The sequence below is a fragment of the Bradyrhizobium sp. Leo78 genome, assembly GCF_059512425.1.
The window spans coordinates 69,968-94,352 of the sequence record NZ_JCAMOT010000003.1 but is presented as its reverse complement, the minus strand read 5'-3'; the positions used below and the strand labels follow the sequence as shown (position 1 = coordinate 94,352).

At 61.5% G+C, this 24,385-nt stretch carries 26 protein-coding genes; 18 read left to right on the top strand and 8 right to left on the bottom strand.

Features of this window, described 5'->3' with window-relative positions:
* Positions 1 to 305 precede the first annotated feature (305 nt).
* Positions 306 to 539 carry a hypothetical protein gene (locus AC5ZG1_RS05085; RefSeq protein WP_496132148.1) on the top strand — a complete coding sequence of 78 codons (234 nt, stop codon included), beginning with the start codon at positions 306 to 308 and terminating at the stop codon, positions 537 to 539.
* A 67-nt stretch (positions 540 to 606) separates the two neighbouring features.
* Here AC5ZG1_RS05085 and AC5ZG1_RS05080 read toward each other — a convergent pair whose 3' ends face one another.
* Together AC5ZG1_RS05080 and AC5ZG1_RS05075 are read right to left on the bottom strand one after the other, a co-directional pair.
* Positions 607 to 1,110, bottom strand: coding sequence for a hypothetical protein (locus tag AC5ZG1_RS05080; protein WP_496132147.1), 504 nt, complete (start codon positions 1,108 to 1,110; stop codon positions 607 to 609).
* Positions 1,111 to 1,121: 11 nt separating this feature from the next.
* Positions 1,122 to 1,868, bottom strand: coding sequence for a S24 family peptidase (locus AC5ZG1_RS05075; protein ID WP_496132146.1), 747 nt, complete (start codon positions 1,866 to 1,868; stop codon positions 1,122 to 1,124).
* A gap of 298 nt (positions 1,869 to 2,166) precedes the next feature.
* On the opposite strand from AC5ZG1_RS05075, the gene AC5ZG1_RS05070 reads away from it, so the two are divergent.
* The 8 genes from AC5ZG1_RS05070 (at position 2,167) to AC5ZG1_RS05035 (ending at position 7,806) form a co-directional block, all read left to right on the top strand.
* A complete protein-coding gene (locus tag AC5ZG1_RS05070; RefSeq protein ID WP_496132145.1) occupies positions 2,167 to 2,643 on the top strand; it encodes a hypothetical protein in 477 nt (158 codons plus the stop codon).
* A 6-nt stretch (positions 2,644 to 2,649) separates the two neighbouring features.
* Positions 2,650 to 3,090: a hypothetical protein gene (locus tag AC5ZG1_RS05065; protein WP_496132144.1), complete on the top strand. Its 441-nt coding sequence runs from the start codon at positions 2,650 to 2,652 to the stop codon at positions 3,088 to 3,090.
* A complete protein-coding gene (locus AC5ZG1_RS05060) occupies positions 3,090 to 3,413 on the top strand; it encodes a hypothetical protein (protein ID WP_496132143.1) in 324 nt (107 codons plus the stop codon). Before AC5ZG1_RS05065 ends, AC5ZG1_RS05060 begins: the two co-directional genes overlap by 1 nt.
* Positions 3,410 to 4,318 (top strand): hypothetical protein, encoded by a 909-nt coding sequence (locus AC5ZG1_RS05055; protein WP_496132142.1) that lies wholly within the window; start codon positions 3,410 to 3,412, stop codon positions 4,316 to 4,318. Before AC5ZG1_RS05060 ends, AC5ZG1_RS05055 begins: the two co-directional genes overlap by 4 nt.
* A gap of 250 nt (positions 4,319 to 4,568) precedes the next feature.
* Positions 4,569 to 4,754, top strand: a complete 186-nt coding sequence (locus tag AC5ZG1_RS05050; protein WP_496132141.1) for a hypothetical protein — start codon at positions 4,569 to 4,571, stop codon at positions 4,752 to 4,754.
* A 347-nt stretch (positions 4,755 to 5,101) separates the two neighbouring features.
* Positions 5,102 to 5,899 (top strand): enoyl-CoA hydratase/isomerase family protein, encoded by a 798-nt coding sequence (locus AC5ZG1_RS05045; protein ID WP_496132140.1) that lies wholly within the window; start codon positions 5,102 to 5,104, stop codon positions 5,897 to 5,899.
* Between the two features lies 1 nt (position 5,900).
* Entirely contained in the window at positions 5,901 to 7,166 is a 1,266-nt protein-coding gene (locus tag AC5ZG1_RS05040) for a CaiB/BaiF CoA transferase family protein (protein ID WP_028163290.1), read from the top strand.
* 136 nt (positions 7,167 to 7,302) lie between these two features.
* Complete coding sequence (locus AC5ZG1_RS05035) at positions 7,303 to 7,806, top strand: winged helix-turn-helix transcriptional regulator (RefSeq protein WP_496132139.1); 504 nt, start codon at positions 7,303 to 7,305, stop codon at positions 7,804 to 7,806.
* Here the strand turns inward: AC5ZG1_RS05035 and AC5ZG1_RS05030 are convergent.
* Genes AC5ZG1_RS05030 through AC5ZG1_RS05015 form a run of 4 tightly spaced genes read right to left on the bottom strand, consistent with a single transcriptional unit; the run spans position 7,786 to position 12,248 of the window.
* The gene (locus tag AC5ZG1_RS05030; RefSeq protein ID WP_496132138.1) at positions 7,786 to 8,640 is read right to left on the bottom strand and encodes an FAD binding domain-containing protein; all 855 of its coding nucleotides are present in this window, start codon (positions 8,638 to 8,640) and stop codon (positions 7,786 to 7,788) included. The genes AC5ZG1_RS05035 and AC5ZG1_RS05030 overlap by 21 nt on opposite strands.
* The gene (locus tag AC5ZG1_RS05025) at positions 8,637 to 11,006 is read right to left on the bottom strand and encodes a xanthine dehydrogenase family protein molybdopterin-binding subunit (RefSeq protein ID WP_496132137.1); all 2,370 of its coding nucleotides are present in this window, start codon (positions 11,004 to 11,006) and stop codon (positions 8,637 to 8,639) included. The genes AC5ZG1_RS05030 and AC5ZG1_RS05025 overlap by 4 nt, the downstream gene beginning before the upstream one ends.
* A 5-nt stretch (positions 11,007 to 11,011) precedes the next feature.
* Complete coding sequence (locus AC5ZG1_RS05020) at positions 11,012 to 11,494, bottom strand: (2Fe-2S)-binding protein (RefSeq protein WP_496132136.1); 483 nt, start codon at positions 11,492 to 11,494, stop codon at positions 11,012 to 11,014.
* A gap of 37 nt (positions 11,495 to 11,531) precedes the next feature.
* Positions 11,532 to 12,248: a hypothetical protein gene (locus tag AC5ZG1_RS05015; protein WP_496132135.1), complete on the bottom strand. Its 717-nt coding sequence runs from the start codon at positions 12,246 to 12,248 to the stop codon at positions 11,532 to 11,534.
* A 142-nt stretch (positions 12,249 to 12,390) separates the two neighbouring features.
* Here AC5ZG1_RS05015 and AC5ZG1_RS05010 point away from each other — a divergent pair, with 142 nt between their 5' ends.
* Positions 12,391 to 12,888: a winged helix-turn-helix transcriptional regulator gene (locus AC5ZG1_RS05010; RefSeq protein ID WP_130225663.1), complete on the top strand. Its 498-nt coding sequence runs from the start codon at positions 12,391 to 12,393 to the stop codon at positions 12,886 to 12,888.
* Positions 12,889 to 13,013: 125 nt separating this feature from the next.
* Here the strand turns inward: AC5ZG1_RS05010 and AC5ZG1_RS05005 are convergent, their stop codons facing one another.
* On the bottom strand, positions 13,014 to 13,226 hold the full coding sequence (locus AC5ZG1_RS05005; RefSeq protein ID WP_456645190.1) for a hypothetical protein: 213 nt from the start codon (positions 13,224 to 13,226) through the stop codon (positions 13,014 to 13,016).
* 129 nt (positions 13,227 to 13,355) lie between these two features.
* Between AC5ZG1_RS05005 and AC5ZG1_RS05000 the strand changes: the two genes are divergently transcribed.
* Genes AC5ZG1_RS05000 through AC5ZG1_RS04990 form a run of 3 tightly spaced genes read left to right on the top strand, consistent with a single transcriptional unit; the run spans position 13,356 to position 17,098 of the window.
* A complete protein-coding gene (locus AC5ZG1_RS05000; RefSeq protein WP_496132134.1) occupies positions 13,356 to 14,084 on the top strand; it encodes a gluconate 2-dehydrogenase subunit 3 family protein in 729 nt (242 codons plus the stop codon).
* 10 nt (positions 14,085 to 14,094) lie between these two features.
* A complete protein-coding gene (locus AC5ZG1_RS04995; RefSeq protein ID WP_496132133.1) occupies positions 14,095 to 15,873 on the top strand; it encodes a GMC family oxidoreductase in 1,779 nt (592 codons plus the stop codon).
* On the top strand, positions 15,866 to 17,098 hold the full coding sequence (locus tag AC5ZG1_RS04990) for a c-type cytochrome (RefSeq protein WP_496132132.1): 1,233 nt from the start codon (positions 15,866 to 15,868) through the stop codon (positions 17,096 to 17,098). The genes AC5ZG1_RS04995 and AC5ZG1_RS04990 overlap by 8 nt, the downstream gene beginning before the upstream one ends.
* A gap of 16 nt (positions 17,099 to 17,114) precedes the next feature.
* On the opposite strand, the gene AC5ZG1_RS04985 is transcribed toward AC5ZG1_RS04990, so the two are convergent.
* Positions 17,115 to 17,858, bottom strand: a complete 744-nt coding sequence (locus AC5ZG1_RS04985) for an IclR family transcriptional regulator (RefSeq protein ID WP_496132131.1) — start codon at positions 17,856 to 17,858, stop codon at positions 17,115 to 17,117.
* A 288-nt stretch (positions 17,859 to 18,146) separates the two neighbouring features.
* On the opposite strand from AC5ZG1_RS04985, the gene AC5ZG1_RS04980 reads away from it, so the two are divergent.
* From AC5ZG1_RS04980 to AC5ZG1_RS04960, 5 genes are all read left to right on the top strand, one after another.
* Positions 18,147 to 19,367, top strand: coding sequence for an ABC transporter substrate-binding protein (locus AC5ZG1_RS04980; protein ID WP_496132130.1), 1,221 nt, complete (start codon positions 18,147 to 18,149; stop codon positions 19,365 to 19,367).
* Positions 19,368 to 19,488: 121 nt separating this feature from the next.
* Positions 19,489 to 20,982 (top strand): aldehyde dehydrogenase, encoded by a 1,494-nt coding sequence (locus AC5ZG1_RS04975; protein ID WP_496132129.1) that lies wholly within the window; start codon positions 19,489 to 19,491, stop codon positions 20,980 to 20,982.
* Between the two features lie 49 nt (positions 20,983 to 21,031).
* Entirely contained in the window at positions 21,032 to 21,802 is a 771-nt protein-coding gene (locus tag AC5ZG1_RS04970) for an SDR family NAD(P)-dependent oxidoreductase (RefSeq protein ID WP_028163299.1), read from the top strand.
* Positions 21,803 to 21,967: 165 nt separating this feature from the next.
* Positions 21,968 to 23,245, top strand: coding sequence for a cystathionine gamma-synthase family protein (locus AC5ZG1_RS04965; RefSeq protein WP_496132128.1), 1,278 nt, complete (start codon positions 21,968 to 21,970; stop codon positions 23,243 to 23,245).
* Positions 23,246 to 23,405: 160 nt separating this feature from the next.
* Positions 23,406 to 24,356, top strand: coding sequence for a c-type cytochrome (locus AC5ZG1_RS04960; RefSeq protein ID WP_028163301.1), 951 nt, complete (start codon positions 23,406 to 23,408; stop codon positions 24,354 to 24,356).
* Positions 24,357 to 24,385: the final 29 nt, after the last annotated feature.

Here is a 24,385-nt window from a genome sequence, read left to right as displayed (position 1 = left end):
TGACGCCCTCCAAAATCTGATGGAGGTACGCTACACCATGTAGCGATATTGCTCAATACACCATGTAGCGATTATTTTTGGGCGCTACATTCTGATTCGACTCGACTCGCTAACGCCGAGATTGCATTGTTAGAACATAACAAGAACACTCGGGGCGTTCGGAATGGGGCTGGTTCGGATCTGTTGTGTCGACTGCGGTCGTTCGCGCCGTTCTGATCTAGCCTCTGAACACTGGCCCCGGCTGTTCTGTTCGGTCTGCCGGGCCCGTGGTGGGACCGGCCGAAACATCACGGTGGAGCGCGTCTATGTCCGTCACGGAGCATTTCGTTCAGACGTTCAAGCGGCAGGGCAGGCGGCTGATTGCGAAGCAGCCAGAGCGCTGCAAGGGGCCCGACCAGGCGCGGGCGAGGGGAGAGCGGGCCGCTGGGCAAGCTGACGGCGTTGTGGTCTTCTCCGTCACCGGAGAGTCGGAATTCGGCGAGTTCGAGCCGCCGATGGTGCTGGCGCGGTACGGGGAAGTGCCGGCGGAGTTTCAGTGAGAACTCTCGGTCGACAATCGCCGTTCGGATGCGCTGGAAAGTGCCAGCGCCTTCGAATCTCGCGTGCTCACGAGCTGGGCGCGATATATCCCTCAACTAGGTCATCGAAATCTTGTTTGCGGATGTAAATTGGCAGCCGGCGCTCGGCTTTCCAAATGCGGGGCTGAGCAAACTTCCATTTCAATTTGAGTTCCAGCGTGTTGTCAGGCGCAATCTCGTCGTAGTTGCTGGGCTTCAACACGGGCAATCGCACACCGCTATTGGGGTCGAGGCAGATGACTGTCTCGCCGCGGACTAAACTTACAACAATCCCGTGGATTGAGTCGTCTTTTGCGATTCGAAGCCGTGTTTTGTCGCCATTGCTCCACGAAACGAGAATTGGTCGATCGCTGACATTCTTAAGCAGGAGAAAGTGGCCAATGCTCTGGCCACGCTCGATGAGCGGTTGCGCGACAATGACCGCAACAGGGAAATGCTTGATGAGCCTATCCCAGACTAAAAAGCTGGCAGTCAAGATTCCAGCGATAGAGCCGATCGTCTTAAAAAATTCGAGAAGCCCATCGCCGCTCATCTGCAGGTGCCTTAACCCATCAATTCCTTAAGCGGAATCACCCGAAATAAGTTCTTGATCTCCTTGACGTCGAAATCGAGTTGCTTTGGTGGGTTGAACTGTTCGACGGTGATGAACGACCCGCGCCGCGCCACAAGGCGCTTCAAAAAGCTAGGATTATCGGAATCGTCATCGCCCCTTGGCGGCTTCAGTTCTATGATCACGTCGTCTCCCGGCGCCGGCGGCACTTTCTCCACCACGATAAGATCCCCAGCAAAATACCGCGGCTCCATGCTCGAGCCGTCGACGTAAAGGCCGAATGCGTTCCCACGCCCCTCAAGCTTCCGCGGCCGCGCGACGTGCGCGACGGTCTCGCCGTTCATCCAGAAGTCTGGTCCGCGATCGTCGTCCCGCCCGCCAAGGCTGACGCCAAGGACGGGAAGGGTATAAGCGCCGAGCTGCCGGATTGGATCGACGGGCAGTGGGCGCGCTGCCCTCCGATCCCGCTCAGCTTCCGCGGCTGGCTGTGGTGGCATCTCGCCAGCGCCGTAAAGGATCTGCTGGCCTGTAACGCTCGCGCCAAGAGCCCGGAACCGGGCGGCATAGCGCTCAGCATCGTCCTGCCCGATTGTCCGCGAACCGCCTTCGTGGGCGCGGTAAGTGCTCTCCGGCCAACCATTTTCGCTCGCGGCGGCCGCAGCTGATCGATAGCCGGCCGCGCGGCGCGCCGCTTTCAGCCGAGCCCCTTGCTCCTGGCGTAATTTCTCTTCCCTGCCCATGCTACACAGCGTAGCGTCGAATTCGCTACATGCTGTGTTGACAGTAATCGCTACTCCATGTAGCGATTTGGCATGCAGAGCTTTTCTTCGGTCATCGACGCCTTCGGGGGCGCCCCGTCCTTCGCTGAGGCTGTCGGGATCCCCGGAAGTCACACGCTTGGTCCCGGGCCATTCAGACCATCGCCTGGACCGGGTGCTTCATCGTCCAACTGCATCATCAACGGCAACGGCGCTTCGATCACGGTGCAGTGCAGCTTGCCGACCGTTTATCAGGTCTACAACCAGGCGATTACCTGAAATGGCACGACGCGTCGTCATCGACAGCACTGCATCTTCGCCGCTGATGGTCTCGGTTGCTGGCGTCAATGCTGAGGCTGCGCAGTTCAACAATTGCATCTTCAATGGCAATCAGCCTCCGTTGCGGCTGTTCCTGGCAGCTTACACGCTGGTTCCGGGTATCTGGTTCAGCGAATACTCTGGCGGAAAGAACATCAACGAAGGGCCCCCAACGTTTCTGTTCACGCCGCCCGCCGGGAAATCGCCAATCTTCATCCTCGCCATCCGCAACATCAACGACAGCACTGCCAGCGTGCGAACGCCTTGGTTTGGGACAAGTACATCAGGCGGTATCGGAACGGGCGGCGGCGGCGGCGTGTGCGGATCGTATTTCTGCCCCGCAAATTTCTATGCGGGCTTGGTTGTCCCGCCGGGACAATCGGACGTCGCGGGCAGTCCGATCTATGTGAACTTCTGCATCTTCAAGAACGTGAATTAGGGGCACATGCTTTACGTCACCCACGATCCAGAGACCGGGAAGATCACGCAAGCCAACAAGTTCTACGGAAGCCCGGAAGAGCTGGCGCAATGGGAAGTGGTCGCGCGCGATGAGCTGAAACAGAACTTTGTCAAGCTCAATCGTCCCGGGCTCGTTCCTCCCGATCTTTGGTACGTGCGCCGGAAGCGATTGAGGCAACGTCCGATCATGCCGATCACCGTCGATAGAACCGTGATCAAGCCGTCGAATGGCGATGACTATGCACTCATCTCCGGCATTCCAGCGGATGCGCAGTATCGCATCTTCGGCGCGAACGAGCTGCTGCACCAGGACGTCATGGACGGCACCGAGATGAGTGTCGCGATTCCGGTCGAGATGACCTACACGGTCTGTTTCGACCGGTGGCCGTTCCAGACCTTCAAGCTCGATATCCGGGCGCAATTCTGATGCCGACCATCGTCAACATAGACCCCATGGCCCGCCTCCGCGAGGCGAAGAAAGCGGCCGTGAACGCCAATTTCAACGCGACCGCTCAATCCCACATCGAGCAGGCGCACGCGCAAAAGCGCCTATGGGCGCGGACGCTGGATGCGCGACTGAAGCCGGAAGCGGACCTCCGCGGGATCACCGTGGCTGACCTCGCCGCGATCATCCTGGCTAAGCCCGATACGTTCGCCGCGCGCGAGCTAGAGCGGCAGAAGATCATGATCCAGATCGATGCCGCGGCGACACCGGCCGAGCTCCACGCCATCAATGGAAAACCCGCATGATCGCCTTTCCGAGCTATTCCACCGGCACCGTCTCCGTCGCGAACGGCGATACCGTCATGGTCGTTAGCGGTGGGATCTTGTCGAGTGCCAATGCGCGGCCAGGCGATGATATCGTGGTGGCGGGTCACACCGTGATCGTCCAGGACGTGCTTGATCTTAGCCAGATCGCAATCGACCCTTGGCCCTATGACGATGTGCCGGCCGGGACGGCTTACAAGATCATCCAGCGCTCGCCGCTGCGCTTCGCCGGCGGGCAGGCGATGGCCAACGTCAACAAGCTCGTCGCAGCACTTAACACGAATGGAATTCCGGTCATTGTGCCGCCGACCGAGACCGGACCCGATCCGTCGCTCGGCGAGGAGAACCAGTACGCAATCCAGCCCGGCGCCTATAAATTCTGGCTGAAGACCGGCGGCGTTTGGGTGTTTCAGGGGGTATACAAGGGGTTTCGCGTCACTGGTCCATGGAGCGCGGCGACCGCCTATCAGATTGGCGACGTCGTTTCGCTGGCGGGCTCGTCCTACGTCGCGCTCGCGCCGAGTACTAACCAGACACCGCCGAACGCGACCTATTGGCAGGTGCTCGCGGCGAAGGGTGACACCGGCAGCACCGGCCCGCAAGGCGCCGGCTACGGCGGCTCGTCGACGACGTCACTGGCGATCGGCACGGGCTCCAAGACGTTCAATGGCGTCGGCACGGGCCTAGCGTACCAGGTTGGCAACTACGTTCGCGCCAGCTCGGCGGCGAATGGTGCGAACTTTATGGAAGGCACCGTACCTATTGCGATTAACAGGCCGACCAGAGTTCGTGACAATTGCGTTGTGGGACCGAAGTTACTCGGAAAGACCCTTGGCAGTTTCGATGCGGAGCGACGTCCAGCATTTGCGTGGGTCATAATAGAGTGACGACCGTCTCAGGAATGTCAGGAAAAGCCTGTCACAAGCCGGGGAAGAATAGTTGCAACAAGTGAAATCGGCCGCCGCGCACGCCGGCCATTTGAATTCTGCACGGAAACTTGATGCGTTGGCGAAGGATTTTGGACGCGTATCCGCAGCGTGGCCCGCTGACACGTCAGGGCTTTCCTGACAAGACGGCGAGTTGGAATGTTCTTAAACGGCCTCTAGCGAAATGTCATAGAGGTCGAGCAAAAATATCATGATCGCAACCGTTGCGCTCGCCGTTTTGGTGTTCCTTGTGGCGCTCGTCTATGTCGCAGGGGCGACCTACGGCAATGAACGTCGACACGATCGCCGCAACTTCGCGCAGTCGCTCGATGCGCGTCTGGTGCTGATCTGTTTGGGATTTGGAATAGCGGCGCTATTGAATTCAATGCCAAACTAGGCGGCGTCCCATTGACGCTTGCCATCCGTAATGGCGACTTTCTTCTCCATCCGTTCGCGGAGAACGTGCTGCGTCCGCAGGGGAGGCGATATTGTTCCGCGGCATGTCGTGCAGACGGAGCCCGTAACTCTGGCGCCTCGGCGTGGCGGCGGAGCAGGTGCCGGGCAGGCTGGCGGCGAAATAGCTGGCTGGCATCACGGGTCAGACCAGCGCGGCCCGCCTTGCCCGCGCGCCAAGGCCGTCATCGGACAACGACTCGTGACTTGCAAAATGCAAGTCATGATGTAGTGTTCTCCGAAACGAGAATACGGCCATTGCGAAGCAGCGCCGACACACAGGAGGCAATTTTGTCCGAGGACGTGCTCGTGACGCGCGAAGAGCGCGGCAACATCTCCGTTTTGACCATGGTTTATCGGCCGTACAACCTGCTCGGCCCAAAGCTCATCAATGCGCTTGTCGAGCAGGTGGAGGCGGCCCAGAAGGTCGGCAGCCGCGCTATCGTGATCCGCAGCGGACTGCGCCATTTCTCTGCCGGCGCGGATCTGGATATCTTCGACAAGCGGGTCGCCGCGGGTACCGCTGATCAGGCCAGCGAAAACAGGCGGCTCAACGGCGTCGAATTCCTGCGTTTCATGGAGTTGTTGCCAATTCCGCTGATCGCCAGCGTTCACGGCGTCTGCCTTGGCGGCGGACTCGAGCTTGCGCTCTCCTGCGACTACATCATCGCCGCCTCTTCGGCAAAGATCGGATCGGTCGAGGCGACGCTCGGGCTGCATCCCTTGCTCGGTGGAATCCAGCGGCAGGTGCAGCGTATCGGAGCTCAGCGCGCCAAGGAGATGTCGATGCTGGCGCGGCGCTACGACGCGCCGACGCTGGAGAAGTGGGGGCTGATCAATCTGACGGTTCCGGAGGAGTCGCTGGAGCAGACCACGATGACGCTTGCGGAAGAATTCGCGCAGGGTCCGACCGTGGCGCATGCGGCCACCAAGCAACTCGCGTACATCGCGGTCAATGAAGGTGTCGCTGCTGCCGATGAGGCGATGGCGAGGGTGCAGGCGCCGATCTGGACCTCGGAAGACTTGAAGACCGGTCTCGCGTCATTCCGCAAGAATGGCCCGGGCCTCGCAAAATTCGCGGGGCGCTGACATGAGCGGCCCTTTAAGCGGAATCCGTGTTGTCGACTTCTCCCGTGTGCTCGCCGGCCCGTTATGCGCACGGACGTTGCAGGATCTTGGCGCCGAGGTCATCAAGATCGAGCCGCCAAGCCCGGATGTCTCGCGCTTCGCGTTTCCGTCGACCGACGGCATGTCGGGCTACTACGCACAGCAGAATGCCGGCAAGCGCAATGTCAGCATCAATCTCAATGTGCCCGGTGCCTATGAGCTGGCGCTGAAGCTCTGCGACACGGCCGATGTCGTTGTCGAGAATTTCCGTGCGGGCACGCTGGGTTTCTTCGGTCTCGACTATGAGACCCTCTCAAAACGAAATCCGCGATTGATCTATGCCTCGATCACCGGCTATGGCCAGGGAGGACCGTGGCGGAGTCGGATGGCATACGCGCCGACGGTGCAGGCCGAGGCAGGTTTCACCGAGAACAGCGTTCGTCATTATGGGAGTGCGCTGAGTGAGCCACGTACCGACAGCCTGTCGCACGCGGATGTTTATGCCGGACTGCAGGCTGTCATCGCTATCCTGGCAGCGCTCAACAGCCGCCAGAAGTCCGGGCGCGGCCAGTACATCGATGTCGCGATGGCGGCGACGCTGCTCGCGGTCAACGAACGGGCGCATGTCGATCTTTCCGACGATGATATCGGCGCCGAACCCGCCGTGCTTGGTGCCACCGACTGCTCGTTCTTTACCGGGCCGCAAGGTGAGCACTTCACGGTTGCGACCAGCATTGTCGGCAGCCGGACCTTTCCGTCGTGGTTGCGCGCGATGCGCCGAGCGGACCTGATGGACGATCCGCGATTCTCCAGCGCGGCCGCGCGCCGGCTGAATTTCGGCGCGCTCCACCAGATCATCCAGTCGTGGATACTGACCTTCCCGGATATGGCGACCCTGGACGCCCAGTTCGATGAAGCCAAGATCGCGATGGGCGAGATCCGCTCGATCAAGGAACTGACGGCATCGGAATGGAGCGACTATTGGGGAGCCGTGCAATACGTCTCCGACCGCAGCGGTGGCCAGTATCGCCTGCCAGGACGTCCCTGGCGCTTTTCGGCTGAAGAGCTGACGCCGATCGGCACTCCGGCCTTTCAGGGTGAGCATAATGCCGCGGTGTTCGGCGAACTCGGCGTCAGCGAAGCTGAATTGAAGCGCTTGAGCGAAGCCGGCGTACTGGTGACACATCGGCGCGCACTTGAGCCTGAGACCGCCGTCAAGCCGCAGACCGAGCCCGGTCAGGCGGCCTGATCCACCGGAAACAGGCAAGCTACGCTGAGGCTGGACATCCGCGAACTCGCCCCAATATGGTACGGGCTCGAGTTCGGAGCTGAAGAGAGCTATGTCCGGCGTCAAGCAAAGCCGTCTTGCAAACAAGGAATGTTCCATGGCGCGAGCCATGGAAATCGTCGGCGACCGCTGGACGATCCTGATCCTGCGAGAGGCCTATTATGGCGTGAAGCGGTTCGACGAATTCGAGTACTATGTCGGAGTGGCGCCCAATATCCTGAGCAGTCGGCTGAAGAAACTTGTCGAGGCAGGCGTGATGGCCCGTGTGCCGTTGCCCGAGCACGCCGGCCGATACGAATATGTTTTGACCGACAAAGGGCGCGACTTTTTCCCCGCCTATCTTGCACTCAAGAAATGGGGGGACAGCTGGCTCGCAGAGCCGGAGGGGCCGCAGGTGGTTTTTCGTGAGCGCCGCGCCGGACATCCGATCGAGTATCCGGAACTGCGGACGGCCGGCGGCAAGCCGCTGCGTCTCGAAGACATCGAGGTGGTCCCGGGAGCCGGCGCCGTGCCGTTCAACCGCAAGCGGTTCGGCGGCGCGGCCTCGGCCGGGAAGACGACCGAATCGCCCCAACGCGCCTCACGCAGCAAGAGCAAGTAGCGCGCGCGTTATTTCCGTTCTGACCAGGCTGGCGCGATACTCGGCCGACGCGTAGCGGTCCGACAGGCACTCGGTCGCTGCGCTCTGGAGCCTCGCGGCCTCTTCGATATTTCCTTGGGACAATGCCTTGCCAGCCAGGAATTTTGCCGCGACATCTCCCGCAAATGCGTGCCCCGCCGCGCCGGTGACGCCGATCGAGACGTCTGCGGCGACGCCGACGTTGACGCGCACGCCGGCAGCCGCACCGACGACGGCATAGCCGCTCGCAGGATGCCGGATTTTCCGATAGCTGAAGCGCGTATCCGCCGCCGGGCGCGGAATATGGATGGCGACCAGCACCTCGTCGGGCTCCAGCGCCGTGGAGAAGATATCGACAAAAAAGTCATTCGCCGCTACGCGTCTTGATCCGCTGGCGCTTGCGACCTCCAGTTCCGCCTTCAGCGCGATCACGATGGCCGGCCAATCGGCTGCGGGATCGGCATTGGCGAGTGATCCACCAATAGTGCCGCGGTTGCGCACCTGCGGATCGGCAATCAAATTGGCCGCCTGACGGAAGATCGGAAGCACCTGGTGTAGCGCGTTGGATGCAAGCAGTTCGGCATGTGTCGTCAGCGCGCCAATGCTGATGGTGTCCTCGCCGACCAGGATTCCTTTCATTTCCGCGACGCCGCGGATATCGACGAGCAGCGCTGGCGAGGCCAGCCGAAGCTTCAGCGTCGGGATCAGTGTGTGGCCTCCGGCGACCAGCTTCGTGCCGTCTGGATCACGGCGCAGGAGATCGATCGCCTCGGCGAGCGAGCCCGCGCGAACATAGTCGAAGGGCGCAGGGATCATTGGCTCGCTCCGTTGCGCGCGCTCTGGACCGCCGCCCAGATGCGCGGCGGCGTCAGCGGCATATCGAGGTGGCTGATGCCGAAGGGCGACAACGCGTCGAGCACGGCGTGAACCATGCAGGGCGGCGCCGCAATCGAGCCGCTTTCGCCGATGCCCTTGACGCCGATCGGATTGGTCGGGGAGGGGGTCTCCTGGAACAGCGAGGTGATGCTGGGCACATGCTCGGCACGCGGCACGGCGTAGTCGAGCAGCGAGCCGGTCAGGAGCTGTCCGCTGTCAGGATCGTAGCTGACCTCTTCATAGAGTGCCTGGGCAATGCCCTGCACGACGCCACCGTGGATCTGGCCCGCCGCCAGCAGCGGATTGATCAACGTGCCGACGTCATCGACCGCGACATAGTCGATGATGTCAACGATCCCGGTCTCGGGATCGACCTCGACATAGGCCAGATGGACGCCGGACGGCGCGCTCATTCCGGTCGGATCGTAGAAGACGGTTTCGTCGAGGCCAGGTGTGACCCCATCGGGGAGCTTGTGCCCGACATAGGCCATGCGCGCGACCTTGCCGAAGGCCAGAGGTGCGATGTCGGTGCCGGGCACGCTGAACTGGCCCGCGGCATAGGCGATGTCCTTCTCGTCGACCTCCAGCATGCCCGCCGCGATCTTCTTTGCTTTTGCAACGATGCGCTGCGAGCAGACATGCAGGCTCGATCCGCCGACCGCCATCGAACGGGAGTTGAAGGTGCCGTGGCCAGCCTGCACCTGGCGCGTATCGCCCTGGATCACGTCGATGCTCTCGATCGGAATTTGCAGCACGTCGGCGGCGATCTGCGACAGCGAGGTGACATGGCCATGGCCCTGGCTCATCGAACCCGAATACACCGTGGCGCGGCCGCTGGAATCGATCGCAACCCGCGCGCTCTCCCAGCCGCCGCGATCGAATCCGATCAGCGCAAGACGCCGCGACGGCGCCATGCCACACATATGCGTGTACGCGGCAACGCCGATGCCGCGGTAGATGCCGTTGCGGCGCAAGGTGTCGCGTTCGTTCCGGCGAGCGTCGTAGTTGAAAGCGGCGAGTGCCTTGTCGAGAAGGCCCTGATAATTGCCGCTATCGTAGATCACGGCCATGCCTCCATAGGGCCGGTAGGGAAAATCGGCGAGCTGAATGAAATTCTTCCGCCTGATCTCGACCTGATCCAGGTTCAGATGACGCGCCACGGCGTCGATGGCGCGCTCGGCGATATAGGCGCCTTCCGGCCGGCCATAGCCACGATAGGCATCGACGGGCACTGTGTTGGTGACGACGACGCGCGAGGTCGCCTCGTAGTTCGCGATTCTATAATTGCCGGTGCCGAAATTGACGGTGTTAACAGTCGGCCCACCGCTCGCCATGCTGGAGAGATAGGCTCCGACATTCCCGAGCGTTTCGACCTTCAGTCCGAGAATGATGCCGTCATTCTTGATCGCCACCTCGATATTTTCGGTGTGGGCGCGGCCGTGGTTGGTCGATTGATGGCTCTCGGAACGGCTTTCCCACCATTTCACTGGTACGCCGAGTTCGCGCGCGAGATGCGGACAGAGCAGCTCCTCCGGATAAAGATGCATCTTGGCACCAAAGCCGCCGCCGATATCTGGCGCGACGACGCGCAATAGGTGTTCCGGAATGCCGACGGTCTCGGCGATCCAGCGCCGATGCATGTGCGGGACCTGGCTTGGCATGTACACCGTCAATGTGCCGTCGGGCTCGGGCGCGGCGACCACGCTGCGCGTTTCCATGCAGGTCGGAATCAGGCGGTTGTTGACGAGGCGCAGCTTGAGAACCTGATCGGCTCCGCGGACGGCCGTGGCATAGTCCCCGCCGCGCACCTTGTACACGGTCGTGATGTTGCCGGGCACGTTGTCATGAAGCTGCGGCGCGTCGGCGGCGATCGCGGCTTCTTCGTCGATGACCGCAGGCAGCACCTGATAATCGACGTCGATCAGGCCGACGGCGTCATAGGCTTGCGCTTGCGTCTCCGCCACCACCAGCGCGACGCATTCACCGACGAAACGCACGCGATCGACGGCGACAACCGGGCGAAACGGCACCTTGGTCCCGGGCATGACCCAGTTCGGAACAATCGGACCGATCTTGCCCGGAAGATCCTGACCGGAGAGGGCAAGGCGAACGCCCGGCGCTGCCTTGGCCGCGCCAAGGTCGACGTTCTTGATGATGGCATGCGCATACGGCGATCGCGCGATCGCCATATGGAGCATGCCGGGCAGCCTGATATCGTCGACATAGCGGCCCTTGCCGGTGAGGAATTTGAAATCCTCGCGGCGCTTCAGCGGCTGGCCGATGTAGGGGAGCACGGTTGCGTTCATGGCGATCAGCCTTTTGCAACGAGGGACTCAACGGCGCGGACGATGTTGTGATAGCCGGTGCAGCGGCAGATGTTGCCGGCTATGCCGTGGCGGATGTCATCTTCACTTGGATCGGGATGAGCGCGCAGCAACTGGCGCACGCTCATGATCATTCCGGGCGTGCAGAAGCCGCACTGCAGCGCGTGATGCTCATGGAAGGCCGTCTGCACCGGATCGAGGGTCGATCCCGCTGGCGACACGCCCTCGATCGTCGTGATCGAGGCGCCGTCGGCCATCACGGCGAGCACGGTGCATGATTTTGTCGCCTGTCCATCGATCTCGACGGTGCAGGCGCCGCATTGCGAGGTGTCGCAGCCGATATGCGTGCCAGTCAGGCCGAGATCGTCCCTGATCAAGTGGACCAGCAGCTTGCGGCTTTCGACCTCGAGCGTACGGCGGATGCCGTTGATCTCGATCGTCACCGTGTGACGTTTTTCCGCTTCGGCCATATATCCTCCCGTTGCGGTCCGGCGACCGCGTATCTCGTTAGAAGAACCTGACGGCGGCGATGTCGATGGCGACGCCGATCCCGTTTGTCATGGGAGTGCCGTCTGCATTGCGGCGATAGGCTCGACGCTTGGCCGGGATCTTGATGCCGTCGAAGTCGCGATAGTCGGACACGTAGTGGGCGGTCGGAACGCCGCCGATCACATCAGCGAAATAATCGAGCCTCGAAATGAGCCCATCGGCGCGGACATAGAAGACTTGTTCGGGACAGTGTGTCGCAACTGAGCTGGGGAAGGTCACTTTGAGCCGGCGCCACGTCTCTCCGCTCTCGTTCCAAGGCTCGATCTCCTCGGTCGAAAAGCCCGGCAATGCGAACATGAAGGGCGTGTTGAGATAGTTCCACATCGCATAGCCGCTGAAATAGGCGAGGTGCAGATCGTCCCATGGGGTGGCTGGGGTGTGGTCGGCAAAAGAAGCGCGCGGACTGCTCCGCTCTCTCAGGCGTTTGCCCTCGACAGTATCGATTGCAACCAGATCGGGCCGATAGAAGCTGCGCAGGCCGTCGGCGGTGAATGGCTCGTAGCTGAGCTTCTGGCCGGGGATATCGACCGTGACGCGAACGTCTTTCAGCACTTCAGGCCAGCCTTTTCCGGCCCAGAGCGAACCAACGATCGACATGTCGCCCTCAATGCCGCGAAACCGTTTCCATTGCGCCGCGCCATGGGCATCGAGGACGAGATCGCGGAGATCTGCCATGCTGTTTCCTTCCGATCCAAGAATTCTAACGAGATGGACAACTCTAATAATAAGAGTGATTAGAAAGCAAGAGATTTGCAAGGGTTGTGCGCACGTCGAAATTACTCTAATTATTAGAGCGATTTGCGAGGGGGTATGACGAATGCGCTCGAAGAGTTTCGAGGGAATGGTGTGCTCGATTGCCGGCGTTCTGGACGCCGTCGGCGACCGCTGGGCAATGCTGATCCTGCGGGACCTCGGTCTTGGGCTGCGCCGCTACGATGACCTGCGCAAGTCGACCGGCGTCACCCACGCCACACTGTCCGATCGTCTCAAGCATCTCGAGGAGAATGAGCTGATTGAGCGGCGGCTGTATCAGACCGGGCCCGACCGCTATGAGTACGTTCTGACGCGAAAGGGAGCGGACATTATTCTCGTGATCCAGGCACTCGCGCAGGTCGGCGACAAATGGCAGATCGCTGGCGACAAAGGTCCGCCGCTGAAATTCATCAATCAGAGCAGCGGGCGGGCGGTCAAGCTTGCTCTTGTCGACGAAAAATCAGGTGAAGTTGTCCGCCTGCGGGATGTACGGCCGCAGGCCGGCCCGGGCGCCGACGATCTCGTGCGCTGGCGGCTGACGAAGTTCAATGGATCGCGGTGATAACCAGCTTCACTCGATGCGCTCACGGCGAACGAACGCTCCGGCATGTCACAGCCTATCCTTGGTGACGCTGAGCAAGTCGCATTTTCAGCGTATTGCTCGTGGATGGTCACCTCAGGTAAACATCAGGTATGCCGGGCCATCGCATGATAATGATGCCGCGTCTGCGCACGGAAGATCTGATGGCTGATCTCTCGGTCCTTCTTCAGCCCGCCGAGCTGCTTTTGGGAGTTTGCCATACCGGTCGATTCCCGAGCCTGCTGCTCCTTGGTCTGGCTCATCGCCGGAGCGGCACCAAGGATCGCGATCGTGATGGCAAGACATAGCGTGCGTGTCACCGCGTGCTCCTTTCGGTGTTTTCCGGCGTAACGCCGCGGCGGGAGCGACGTTCCTACCAAAGAATGAGCCCGTAATAGGAACCGGCGAACGGCGCCGACGTTGGCCGAGGTAGCTCGATGGGACCTCCCATGCGACGCCGATCGTTTTTATTTTCACTCGCAGCCTGGCTTGTCGGCACCACATCGCTGACACGCGCGACCGTCATCCGCGATCATGTGCCTTGGGCGCCATTTCCGAACTCGGCGCCGGAGATCGAGCGGCCAGGACCCTGGCAATTCTTCACCGCCGACGAGGCCCGCGCGATGGAAGCAATCGTCGATCGGATCATTCCGCCAGATCCGGAAACGCCAGGCGGAAAGGATGCCGGCTGTGCCGTCTTCATCGATCGGCAACTCAAGGGGCCCTATGGATCGAACGAGGGATTGTACACGCTCGGCCCGCATGTGAAGGGCATCAAGGAGCAGGGCCAGCAATCGGAGCTTTCGCACGCGCAGCTCTATCGCAAGGGGCTGGCCGGGCTCGACGCCTTCTGCCGATCGAACCACGGCGGCAGGGCTTTTGCCGAATTGAACACCAACGAGCAGGATGAACTGCTGAAGAAGATCGAGGCGGGCGTTGCAAAATTCGACGGCGTCGACGCGCAGGGATTCTTCGATGCGCTATTGAAGGACGTACCGGAAGGTTTTTTCGCCGATCCGATCCACGGCGGCAACCGCGACATGGTCGGATGGAAGATGATCGGCTTTCCGGGCATCCGTTACGACTATCGCGACTGGGTGATGCGGCACAACGAGCGTTATCCGTACCCGCCCGTGAGTATCGCTGGCCGCGCCGACTGGACCCCTGCAAAATCGTGAGCGCCGAACAATGGCCCGCAAACTGCCGCCAAAGGATGTCGTGATCGTAGGCCTCGGTTGGACCGGGTCGATCATGGCCTACGAGCTTGCCGATGCCGGCCTCGATGTGGTCGCGATCGAGCGCGGACCCTGGCGCAACACCGCCACCGACTTTCCGCCGGGCTATGCAGCGGATGAACTGCGGTTCCGGATTCGACACGAGCTCTTTCTTCGTCCCGACCAGACCACGTTCACTTTCCGCAACAAGATGAATCAAACGGCGCTGCCGATCCGCAGCTGGGGTGCGTTCATGCCGCCCAACGGGGTCGGCGGCGGAGGCGTGCACTGGAACGCGGAGACCTGGCGTTTCCTTCCGTCGGATTTCGTATTGCGCACGCATCTGACGGAACGCTATGGCGCGAGCTTCCTGCCCGAAGACATGACGATCCAGGACTGGGGTGTGACCTATGACGAGCTCGAGCCGTATTACGACCGGTTCGAGTATCTCTGCGGCACGTCAGGCCAGGCCGGCAACATCAAAGGCAAGATCATCGACGGCGGCAATCCTTTCGAAGGGCCGCGCTCGAGGCCCTATCCAAATCCGCCGCAAGACCAACCGTTCAGCTACACGCTGTTTGCCAAGGCCGCCCGCGACCTCGGTTACAAGCCATTCCCACAGCCATCGGGTAACATGTCGCGCCCCTATCAGAACCCGCTCGGCGTGCGGCTTGGTCCCTGCACGTATTGCGGTTTCTGCGAATGGTTCGGCTGCGGCAACTATTCGAAAGCCTCCCCGCAGACCACGATCCTGCCCGCGCTGATGCGTAAGCCGAATTTTTCGGCGCGCGACAACAGCGAGGTGACGCGGATAAGCCTTGACGGTTCGGGCAAACGCGCAACCGGCGTCACCTTTGTCGATACCACCGGCAATGAATGGGAGCAGCCGGCCGATCTTGTGGTGCTATCGGCCTACACCATCTTCAACGTGCAGCTGCTTCTCTTGTCCGGGATCGGCAAGCCTTACGATCCGGCAGCCAACACCGGCGTGATCGGCCGCAACTTCACGCACCAGACGATCTCCGACGTCGTCAGCTTCTTCGACCCTGCCAAATTCATCTTCAGTCCTTTCATCGCCTCCGGCGCGATCGGAATGTGCATCGACGAGTTCAACGGCGACAATTTCGATCACGGGCCGCATGGCTTCGTCGGCGGCGGCTATATGGGGCAGGTGCAGACCAACGGTCGGCCGATCGAGACCACTCCGGTGCCGCCGGGAACGCCGCGATGGGGCGCGCAATGGAAGAAGGCAGTGAAGGAGAACTATCTCAGCGCGCTCAAGCCTGGAACCGGCGTGCATGGCAGCATGTACAGCTATCGCGACGTTTATGTCGATCTCGATCCGACCTACAAGGATCGCTTCGGCCGACCGCTGGCGCGGATCACCATGGATTTCCACGACAACGAGATCAAGCAGAACAAGTTCTTGACCGACAAGTTCGCCGAAATCTTCCAGGCAATGGGCGCGCGGCAGGTCCAGAAGGAATATCGTAAGGCACCCTATGACATCACCAAGTACCAGACGACGCATCTGTGTGGCGGTGCGATTATGGGCACCGATCCCGGCACCAGCGCGCTGAACCGCTATTTGCAGAGCTGGGACGTGCCGAACCTGTTCGTGCTGGGCGCGAGCGCCTTTCCGCAAAACGCCGGCTACAATCCGACGGACACGGTCGCGGCGCTGACTTACTGGGCAGCAGATGCGATCCGCGGAAAATATCTCAAGAAACCGGGACAGTTGATCGATGGCTAGAGAGCTGCAGTTCGCGCTTGCGAGCATCGCGCTCGTCGTTGGCGGGTCCGCGGCCACAAGCGCGAGCTTGCAGGATTTCGCAGCGGTGGAGCGCGGCCGCTACCTCCTCAATGCCGCCGACTGCGGAAGCTGCCACACGGTCCCGGGAAGCGATCGTCCCTTCAGCGGTGGGCGAGCGATCGAGACGCCGTTCGGCGTGCTGGTTTCCCCAAACATCACGCCTGATCGGGACACCGGGATCGGCGCGTGGAGCGACGAGGAGTTCGACGCGGCGGTACGCCGAGGGATACGCCGGGACGGCAAGCGGCTCTATCCGGCCATGCCGTTTCCGTATTTCACGCGGATGTCGCGCGAGGACGTCAAGGACATCCGCGCTTATCTCTCGACCGTCGCTCCCGTTCACAACGCAGTTGTCTCCAACAAGCTGCCATTCCCCTTGAATATCCGGACGGCGATGATGGCCTGGGACAAGCTCTACTTCACGCCGGGAGAGTTTCGCGAGGATGCCTCGAAATCTAAGGAACGGAATCGAGGCGCCTATCTCGTGCAGGGACCAGGGCATTGCGGCGCCTGCCACACGCCCAAGACCTGGTTGGGTGGTGACAAGACAACGGCGCTATTGCAGGGCTACACGCTGCAGGGCTGGGTCGCGCCGGATATCACCAGCGGGGAGGGGCCGCTTGCAACCTGGTCCGTCGAAGATCTCGCGCAATATCTGAAGACCGGCCATAACCGTTTTGCGGCGGCTGCGGGATTGATGGGCGAGGTCGTAGACCTCTCGACGTCGAGGCTGAGCGACGAGGACGTCAAGGCCATGGCGACCTACCTGAAGGACGTGACCGGGCCAAAGCCCGTGGCGGACAACTCGTCTGCTGACCAGAAAGTGCTCGCGGCCGGCGGCGCGATCTATCAGGATCTCTGTTCAGCATGCCATAAGTCGGATGGCACCGGAGTTCCGAACCTGATCCCGAATCTCTCGCAAGCCGCAACCGTCAACACGGGCGATCCCACGACAGTGTTGCGGGTGATTCTGCAGGGCGCGCAGAGCGTGGCGACGGATCGCGAACCGACCGGCCCTGTAATGCCGGCATTCGGCTGGCAGCTTAACGACGTGCAGGTCGCGGCTGTCGCCAGCTATGTCCGCAACCACTGGGGCAAGGCCGCGCCGGTCAGCGAGGACCAGGTGAAGCGAGAACGCGAGGCGCTCGAAGCCAGGACGAACTGAGCCTTGGCCGTAAATCTCAATTGCTTTCCAGCTCGGACGCGAAGCGGCGCAATGCTTGCTGCATCGTTGCCGCCGTCAGTGCTCTTCGTTCCAGGCACCGAGACGTCGGTCCGGCAACGACGATCGAGAGCTGTCGTGAACTGAGCCGAAGGGAAAGCGCGACGCCTGCCAGATCGGGAATGTACTCCGACGAACTCTGGTGGTACCCGCGCTTGGCCGCGATCTCGAGTTCAGCCTCCACCGCGTCGGCGCTCACGGGCGTGGTTTCGGAAAACGGCTCGAACTTGATCTTGCGATAGATGGCCCGCCGTTCTTCGGGAGAATGCTGCGCCAGGATGGCCCTTCCCACCGAGCTTGCATACACCGGCACCCGGTCGCCCACTTGAGCGAAGTAGCGCACCGAATGCCCGGATTCCTCGACATGCAGGAAGATCGCAGAGGTGCCCGCTAGGGCCGCGATCGCCGTGGTCTCTCCGGTCTCCTTGGCAATTTCTGCCACGAGTGCATAGGCGACTTCTGGAAGCGGCGCCGCGTCCGCAACGGCGCGCGCCAGCGTCAGCCAGCGCGGGCTTGGATAGTAGCCGCTTCGCGCTCGCGTCTCGTAGAGCCATCCCTTGTCGACAATCGTGCCGACAAGATTGAAGGTGCTGGAGCGCGGCCAGCCCAGATCGTCCGAGATCTCGGCCAGCGTCGCCGGTCGTTTGCGGCGCGCAAAGTACTCCAGCAGCTCGAGAACGTTAGCAGCCTGCCTGACCAACATACGAAACCCGCATCTTTCTCCGCGAAGGTTGGTTGCTCCGTCACGTCGAACAACAACTCCCGCTTACTCAGCCGCTGATTGGCGACTCCACGGTCATAGCATCATCCGCTCAGCCGGAAGCTCGTCCCGGAATTTGAGCCAGCGCGTCCTGTGGACTTCGGCTCAGAGGTCGGATCGAAACGCCTTGACTTGAAATTCATATACGTGTCTTGTGAATTCACAATCAAGAATTTCGTTGAAGGCTGGGGGCTGCCACCATCAGCGAAAGCCCACGGGGGAGGACCTTTCATGGCTGCATTCAGGAATTTGCTTTCATCGGCGGTGGCGTCGGTTTGCATGGTGACCGCCTCGGCCGCCTTAGCTCAGACCAGTGTCAAGCTCGGCGTGCTCGCCGACATGTCCGGCATCTTCTCGGACATCGGGGGCATGGGGGCCGCCGAAGCGACCAAGATGGCGGTCGAGGATTTCAACAAGCTGCCGGGTTCGGAGAAGTTCAAGATCGAGGTTGTCAGCGGCGACGCACTGAACAAGCCGGACGTGGCGCGCGGCATCGCCCGCAAATGGTTCGACACGGAGAATGTCGATGCGGTCGTTGACCTGCCGACGAGCGCGATCTCGCTGGCCGTCGCACCCCTCGTTCAGGAGTTGAACAAAGTCGCGCTGTTCACCGCATCGGGCACGTCGGATCTGACTGGCAAGTCCTGCACGCCGAATTCGGTGCACTGGACCTACGATACCTGGGCGTTGTCGCACGGTACCGCCGATGCCATCACCAAGGCCGGCGGCAAGACCTGGTTCTTCGTCACGGCCGACTTTGCCCTCGGGCATTCGCTGGAGCGCGATGCGAGCGCCGTCGTCAACGCGAACGGTGGCAAGGTCGTCGGCAGCGTCAAGCACCCGACTGATTCGAACGACTTCGCGTCCTTCCTGCTTCAGGCGCAGGCGTCGCGCGCCGAGATCATCGCGCTCGCCAATGCCGGTGGCGATACGATCAAGGCGATCAAGCAGGCCTCCGAATTCGGCATCATTGAGGGCGGGCAGAAGCTCGCAGGGATGCTGCTGTTCATCTCGGACATTCACTCGCTTGGCCTGAAGACGGCGCAAGGCCTCCAACTGACCACCGCGTTCTATTGGGACCTGAACGACAAGACGAGGAGCTTTGGCGAGCGCTTCGCGGCTCGGAACAACGGGCGCTATCCGTCGATGAACCAGGCTGGAGCATATTCCGCGACGCTGGCCTATCTGACCGCCGTCGCAAAGGTGGGATCGCCGCGTGATGGCGCCGCCGTCGTCAAGGCGATGCGCGAGCTGGGCACGTTTGACGATCCTCTGTTCGGAAAGACGTCGTTGCGCGAGGACGGTCGCGTTCTTCACGACATGATGCTGATCCAGGTCAAGACGCCCGGCGAATCGAAGAAGCCCTACGACTACTACAAGATCGTGTCGACCATTCCTGCCGAAGCGGCATTCCGTCCGCTCAAGGACGGCGGTTGCCCCCTTGTGAAGTGAGTGTCCGGCTCGGTCGAACGCGAGCGAGCCGGAAATTCAAGAGAGAGCCGCGCCTGCCTTGCGGCGAGCCGCATGGCGGGGCTGCTCCGAGATTTTGCGTTGACCTGTGGAGGATCAATCCGTGCTGAAATCCGATCGTCTCACCCGCTACGATCATCTCTATATTGGCGGCTCGTGGGGCGCGCCTGAAGACGGCGGTTTTCTCGAAAGCATCGATCCATCTACGGGACGCCCCTGGGCTCGCGTCGCCTTCGGCGGCCCCGGTGATATCGACCGCGCCGTCGCGGCGGCGCGACAAGCACTGAACGGTCCTTGGGGGCGCATGCCCGGGCACGAGCGCGCCGCACTGCTGCGCAAGTTCGCTGACCTCTATGCGAAGCGCGCCGCTGATCTTGCGGTTCTGGAAACAACGGATTCCGGCCGCGCGCTGCGGGAGTCACGTGCCGATATTGGCGGCCACACCTATGGCTATCACTGGTGGGCATCATTGGCGGACAAGCATGCCGGCCGCACCATTCCATTCGACGACAGCGTGCAAGCATTTACGACCCGCGTGCCGGTCGGCATGGTCGGCGCGATTACGCCATGGAACGTGCCGCTCATGGCTGCGGCATGGAAGCTCGGTCCGGCACTCGCGGCAGGTTGCACTGTCGTGTTGAAGCCGGCAGAGCAGACGCCGGTCACCTCGCTTGAACTCGGAAAATTGTTTGACGAAGCCGGGTTTCCGCCTGGGGTAGTCAACATCGTTCCCGGATATGGGAAGGATGGCGCTGGTGAGCGGCTCGTCACCCATCCGGGCGTCGACAAGATCGCATTCACCGGCGAGGGGGCGACGGCGAAGGTTATCCTGCGCGCCGGCGCGGACACGATGAAGCGCTTCACCTTCGAGCTTGGCGGCAAGTCGCCCCATATCATTTTCGCCGACGCCGATCTCGAACAGGCGCTGAACGCGGCCACCAATTCCGCATGGACGCTGTGCGGACAGAGCTGTGCGCTCGGCTCACGGGTCCTGGTTCAGAGGCCGATCTACGATCAGGTCGTCGCAGAATTTGCGCGCCGCGCGGCTCAGGTGCGGGTCGGTCCTCCGCTGGATGAAGCCACGCATATGGGCCCCCAGGCGCACGAGGAGCAACTCGCCAAGACACTGTCCTATATCGATATCGGACGGGCCGACGGCGCTGAACTGGTGACCGGCGGAGGTCGGCTGAGCGGCGGCGTGCATGGCGACGGCTACTTCGTCCAGCCTACCGTCTTTGCCAACGTCTCCAACGCGATGCGTATCGCGCGCGAGGAGATTTTTGGCCCCGTGGCCGCGCTGATTCCGTTCGACGATGAGGAGCAGGCGATCGCGATCGCGAACGACACGGCATACGGACTGACGGCCGGCCTCTGGACCCAGGACATCGGACGCGGCCATCGCGTCTCCAGCCGGATTCGCGCCGGCATGGTGTGGGTGAACACCTATCGCTTCATTCGCTGGTCGACGCCTTATGGCGGTTTCAAGGGCAGCGGGTGGGGCCGAGAGAACGGTATCGAAGCGCTCGATTCCTATCTCGAAACCCGCACCACGGTGGTCAGCACGACCGGGCGTTTTCCGAACGCCTATGCCAACTAAAATCAAGCACAGCACCTCTCGTTAAATCCAACAAGAAGAGAAGACGATCATGCGTTTGGCAAACAAGCTCGCGGTGGTAACGGCCGCCGCATCCGGGATGGGACGTGCCGGTGTCGAGGTCTTCCTGAGGGAAGGGGCCAAGGTCGTCGCCGTCGATATCAACCGCGATGCGCTGGCACAGCTCTCCGCGGACATGCGTGCCAAGGGCTACACCATCGAAACGCTTCAGGCGGATCTGTCACGGCCGGAAGAAACGCGACGGTCGGTGAACGATGCGGCGGCGCTATTGGGCGGCATCGACGTGATGTGGGCTCATGCCGGAATTCCCGGCCCGGCCGGCGTGGAGAATCTCGATCTAGCAGCCTATGAAGCCGCGATGGCGCTCAACGTCACGTCCGCCACCTTGGCGGCGGGCGAAGTGATCGGGCATATGCGCAAGCGGGGCGGTGGATCGCTGATCTTCACGGCATCCGTCTCGGGACTGGTCGGCTCGATGTTCAGCCCGGTCTATTCAGCGGCGAAATTCGCGGTGGTCGGGCTGACCAAGTCGTTGGCGCAACGCTTTGCCGCGGACAATGTGCGCGTCAACGTCGTTTGCCCCGGGCTTGCAGATACGCCCATGAAGACTGGATTCACGGGGCGTTCGGGTGATCCTGCCGAGGCCGCCGCCAATCAGGCGCGCCTGCTCGCGTCCGTGCCGATGGGACGGCTCTGCAAGGCGGAGGAAGTCGCGCATGCGGCGCTTTGGCTGGCATCTGATGAAGCTTCGTTCGTGACCGGCGTTGCGCTTCCGATCGATGGCGGATTCACGGCTCGCTGAGTTCTGACGATCAGAACGAGGGCGGATGGCTTGCGATTGTGCCATCCGCCGAATTATGCCCGCATCGACGGGCTCGATCTGGCCATTCTGGCGTTATAGCCATAGGAGACTTTCATACCGCCGTAGACAGGCGCCGGGTAAGGTGTTCCCCCAAAGGAGCGAGCCATGGTGAAACCGACGAAGACGCGCATTGGCAACCACACCCTGCACCCGGAAACGCTGATGCTGAACTACGGCTATGATCCGCAATTGTCGGAGGGAGCCGTCAAACCCCCGGTCTTCCTGACCTCGACCTTCGTCTTCAAGACGGCGGAAGACGGCAAGGACTTCTTCGATTTCGTCGCGGGCCGGCGCGAACCGCCGGAGGGGATGGGCGCGGGCCTGGTCTACTCGCGGTTCAACCATCCCAACAGCGAGATCGTGGAGGACAGGCTCGCTGTCTACGAGCGCACCGAGAACTGCGCGCTGTTCTCGTCCGGCATGGCGGCGATTTCGACGACGATCCTGGCCTTCGCACGCCCTGGCGATGTGATCCTGCATTCCCAACCGCTGTATGGCGGGACGGAAACGCTGTTTGCGAACACGCTTGCGAAGCTCTCCATCGGTGCCGTGGGCTTCGCCGATGGCCTCGATGAGGCCGCGGTCAGGCACGCGACGGAGGACGCCATGCGCAGGGGCCGAGTGACGATGATCTTCATCGAAACCCCGGCAAATCCCACCAATGGCCTGGTCGATATCGCGATGATCCGCCGTATCGCCGAGCTGATCGGCGAGGTCCAGGGCCACACGCCGATCGTCGCATGCGACAATACGCTGCTCGGGCCGTTGTTTCAGCGGCCGATCGAGCATGGTGCTGATCTCTCCCTGTACTCGCTGACCAAATATGTCGGAGGCCATTCCGACCTGATCGCCGGTGCTGCGCTCGGCTCAAAGGCCCTGATGAAGGACATCAGGGCGTTGCGAGGCGCCATCGGCACCCAACTGGATCCCCATTCCTGCTGGATGATCAGCCGGTCGCTCGAAACCCTGAGCCTGCGGATGGAAAAGGCTGACAGAAATGCGCACCTTGTGGCGGATTATCTGCGCGATCATCCCAAAGTGGAGCGCGTCCATTATCTTGCCCACCACGCCGAGGATTCCGCGGCCGGCCGTCTGTTCGCGAGGCAATGCAGCGGAGCAGGCTCCACGTTCTCATTCGATATTGTCGGCGGCCAGACGGCTGCTTTCAAATTCCTGAATGCGCTAAAAATCCTGAAACTGGCAGTGAGCCTGGGCGGCACCGAGTCGCTTGCCAGCCATCCCGCTACCATGACGCACTCGGGCGTCCCGTCCGACATCCGTCAAAGGATAGGCGTGCTCGACTCCACGATCCGGTTGTCTGTTGGCATCGAGCACCCTTCCGATCTGATCGCGGATATCGCGCAAGCTTTGATCGCGGCATAGGTGCGACGCAACGGGAGGCGCTGGCTCAGCAGCGATGCCGTGCACGTTACGCCTGTAACACGATAGGCCGGTCTCGAAATTATTTCGTATCGCGCGCCCCATAGCGTCTGCAGCGGTCGACATTTCATCGTCGAACGCATTGATTTGGGGGCAATACAGAATGTTCGAATGGCTCGAGCCCGCGGCGTTGATCGTCATAGCGGGATTGCTGGCATGCTCAGGTATTCGTAACTGGCGATCGAAGAAACCAATTGTCAAATGGGGCGGAGCAGGTTTGGCGGCTTTGGCTTCCGTCATTGCTTTCTCGATCAGCGTGCTGCTGACCATCGGGCTATTCAAGCTGCACGCGCGCAGCGCGCCAAGCGTGGACGTGAAGGTTGCAGGGACCGCGGAGCAAATCCGGCGCGGCCAGACGATCGCGGACAGCTTTTGCAGCGGCTGCCATACAAGGACCGACACGCTCACCGGCGGCGCGGATCTCGGTAAGGATATCTCGTTGCCGATCGGTTCGTTTATAGCCGCCAACCTCACGCCGGTCGGGCAATTAAGCCGGTGGTCGGACGGCGATATTTTCCGCGCCATTCGCAACGGGGTCGATCCCGAAGGGTATTGGCTGGTCATCATGTCCTACACCAACGCCGGAAAGCTGAGCGACGAGGACACCAAAGCGGTGATTGCCTATCTCCGCAGTCTGCCTGCTGCAGGAGAAAAGACGAGAAATCCGGCCGATCGTCTCACGATGCTGGGCATCGCGATGTTGGGCGCTGGCATGCTGCCAGCAGGCAAGCCCGTCTCAACAGACCATGTGACCGCGCCACCAAAAGGCCCCACGTCTCGATACGGCGAATATCTCATTTCGTATCAGGACTGCCGCGAATGCCATGGCAAAGATCTGACCGGTGGCAAACCCGGCCAGCTCGCCCCGCTAGGGCCCGATCTCAATGTCGTCAAGGGGTGGAAATTCCAGGAATTCGTCGCCACCATGCGCACTGGTGTCGATCCGAACGGACATACCCTCGGCAATCGGATGCCGTGGCAGCCGATCGGCAGGATGGAAGATGAAGACCTTCGCGCTGTCTATGAGTATCTAACACATCTGCCCGCAGCCTGAACAATTCCGTGCGGCGCTCGCATCCTTAG